The organism is Bacteroidota bacterium (assembly GCA_038746285.1).
Taxonomy (GTDB): domain Bacteria; phylum Bacteroidota; class Rhodothermia; order Rhodothermales; family JANQRZ01; genus JANQRZ01.
In genome coordinates, this window is sequence record JBCDKT010000107.1 from 1 (window position 1) to 2532 (window position 2532).

2 protein-coding genes are annotated in these 2532 nt (G+C 69.2%); both read left to right on the top strand.

Annotation, left to right across the window (positions count from 1 at the left end; all coding sequences use genetic code 11):
• A partial coding sequence (locus AAGI91_17585) for a hypothetical protein (GenBank protein ID MEM1044425.1) occupies positions 1 to 221 on the top strand: 221 nt, incomplete at its 5' end.
• A 511-nt stretch (positions 222 to 732) separates the two neighbouring features.
• A partial coding sequence (locus AAGI91_17590; protein MEM1044426.1) for a S9 family peptidase occupies positions 733 to 2532 on the top strand: 1800 nt, incomplete at its 3' end.

Below are 2532 nucleotides of genomic sequence, written 5' to 3' on the forward strand. Positions count from 1 at the left end.
CGCCGATGTTCGTCTACGCGCTGCACCTCTACGTGCTGCTGGTGTGCTACAAGCTCGTGCTCGTGACCGTCGGCCCCAACGAGGGCGACCTCTACCACATCGACCACGTGTGGCAGATCTGGGCGCTCACCGTCCTCCTCGCCGCCGCGCTCTACCTCCCGACACGCGTGTTCGGCGAATACAAGCGCACGAGCGACCGGTGGTGGATTCGGTACTTCTGAGAGATCGGGAGAGGACGATGCCTCCGGCGTGCGCCGCGTCTCCCCCCCATGTCATCCCGAGCGCAGGTCCGTAGGACCGAAGTCGAGGGATCTGCGGGTCAGCGTCCAAGCGTCGAGTGGGGCTTCGAGGTGGACGGAGACTCTGCGCACCAGATACGCATGGTTTCCCGCTCCCACCTCCGTCATCCCCGCGAATGCGGGGACCCACCAGGTTATTCCGGCGTCCGCATCGCCTCCCTTTCTGCGAGCGACGGGATACCCGGAAGTACCTCCTGCCTGATCCGTCGGACCTGCGCGTTGTGGGCGGTCTCCAGACATTCGAGTGGGTCCCCGCGTGCGCGGGGATGACTGTTAGGGAAGGGCGAAGCAGTGTCCCAAGAGGCTGGCGTGGACCGCCCGCTACATCGAGGAAAAGGGTGGCAAGCACGAAGAGCGCAACGCACCGTCGTAGCGCAGTACCATAGAGCGTAGTAGTCCTCACGCTTCTCTCGAACCACACCTTCGCTCCGCCATGCCTGTCTCCTCGCCCTGGACGCGCGCGCTGCTCGTCCTCGCCCTGCTCCTCGCTGCGCCCACAGCCGTCGCCCAGTCGCCGTTCACGCTCGACGATGTGTTCGAACTGGAGTGGGCCGACGACCCGCAGATCAGCCCCGACGGCGACCACGTCGTCTACGTGCGGGCGGGGATGGACCGGATGAAGGACAAGCGCCGCCAGTCGCTCTGGGTGGTCGGAACGGACGGCGAGGGGCACCGCAAGCTGACGGCGAGCGAAGCCAACGAGTCGGCGCCGCGGTGGGCGCCGGGCGGGGACCGCGTGGCCTACGTGGCGGCAACGGACCAGGGCGCGGAGCTGTTCGTCCGCTGGATGGACACGGGCCAGACGGCGCGGCTGACGCAGCTCGACCGGTCGCCGCGCGGCCTCACGTGGTCGCCCGACGGGACGATGCTTGCGTTCTCGATGCTCGTCCCCGAGCCCGACCCGACGCTCGACGTGGCCCTGCCGTCGCCGCCGAAGGGCGCGGAGTGGGCGCCCAAGCCGCGGGTCGTCGACCGCGTCAAGCACGAGGCTGACGGCTCCGGCAACATCGAGCCGGGCTTCCGCCACGTGTTCGTCGTCCCCGCCGACGGCGGCACGCCGCGCCAACTCACCCACGGCGACTACCCGCACGGGACCGACCTCGCCTGGCTGCCCGACGGCAGCGGCCTCGTCGTCTCCGGCAACCGCAGCGACGACTGGCAACTCGACTACCGTGGCTCCGAGGTCTACCGCGTCGGGCTGGCCGATCACACGATCACGGCGCTCACCGACCGCGACGGGCCGGACCAGGGGCCCGTCGTCTCGCCCGACGGCCGGACCATCGCCTACCGAGGCTACGACGACCGCGTCCGCACCTTCCAAAACACGCTCATCCACCTCCGCGACCAGGACACGGGCGCCGTCCGCGTCCTTGCGGGCAACCTCGACCGGAGCATCGAACAGCTCGCGTGGACCGACGCGGGCTTGTACGCGAGTTACTACGACCGGGGCCTCATCCGCCTCATGCAGGTCGCGCTCGACGGCACCGTGCGCGAGATCACCGACGCCATCGGCGGCACGTCGATCGGTCGGCCCTACCTCGACGGAGCGTGGTCGGTGTCCGACGGCGGCGTGGTCGCGTTCACGCATAGCACGCCGGAGCGCCTGTCGGACGTGGCGGTCGTGATGGACGGCGAGACGCGCGTGCTGACCGACCTCAACGGCGACCTGCTGCCGTACCGCGACCTCGGTGCGGTCGAGGAACTCACCTGGACCGCCGAGGACGGCCTCGACGTGCAGGGCTGGATCATCCGCCCGCCCGGCTACGAGGAGGGCCGGCAGTACCCGCTGCTGGTCGAGGTCCACGGCGGTCCCATCGCCTCCTACGGCCCCCACTTCTCGCCCGAATTCCAGCTCTTCGCGGCCGACGACTACATCGTCTTCTACCCCAACCCGCGCGGCAGCACCGGCTACGGCGAGGCGTTCGCCGACCTCCTCTACCACGACTACCCCGGCGGCGACTACGGCGACATCATGACTGGCGTCGACGCCCTGATCGCGACGGGCGACGTGCACCCGGACTCGCTCTACGTCACGGGCGGCAGCGCGGGCGGCGTGATGACGGCGTGGATCGTGGGCAACACGGACCGCTTTCGGGCGGCGGCGGTCATCAAGCCCGTCATCAACTGGATCTCGAAGACGCTCGTCGCCGACAACTACTACGCCTACGCGGACTACCGCTACCCCGGCCAGCCGTGGGAAAACCCGATGGCCTACTGGGAGGAGTCGCCGATC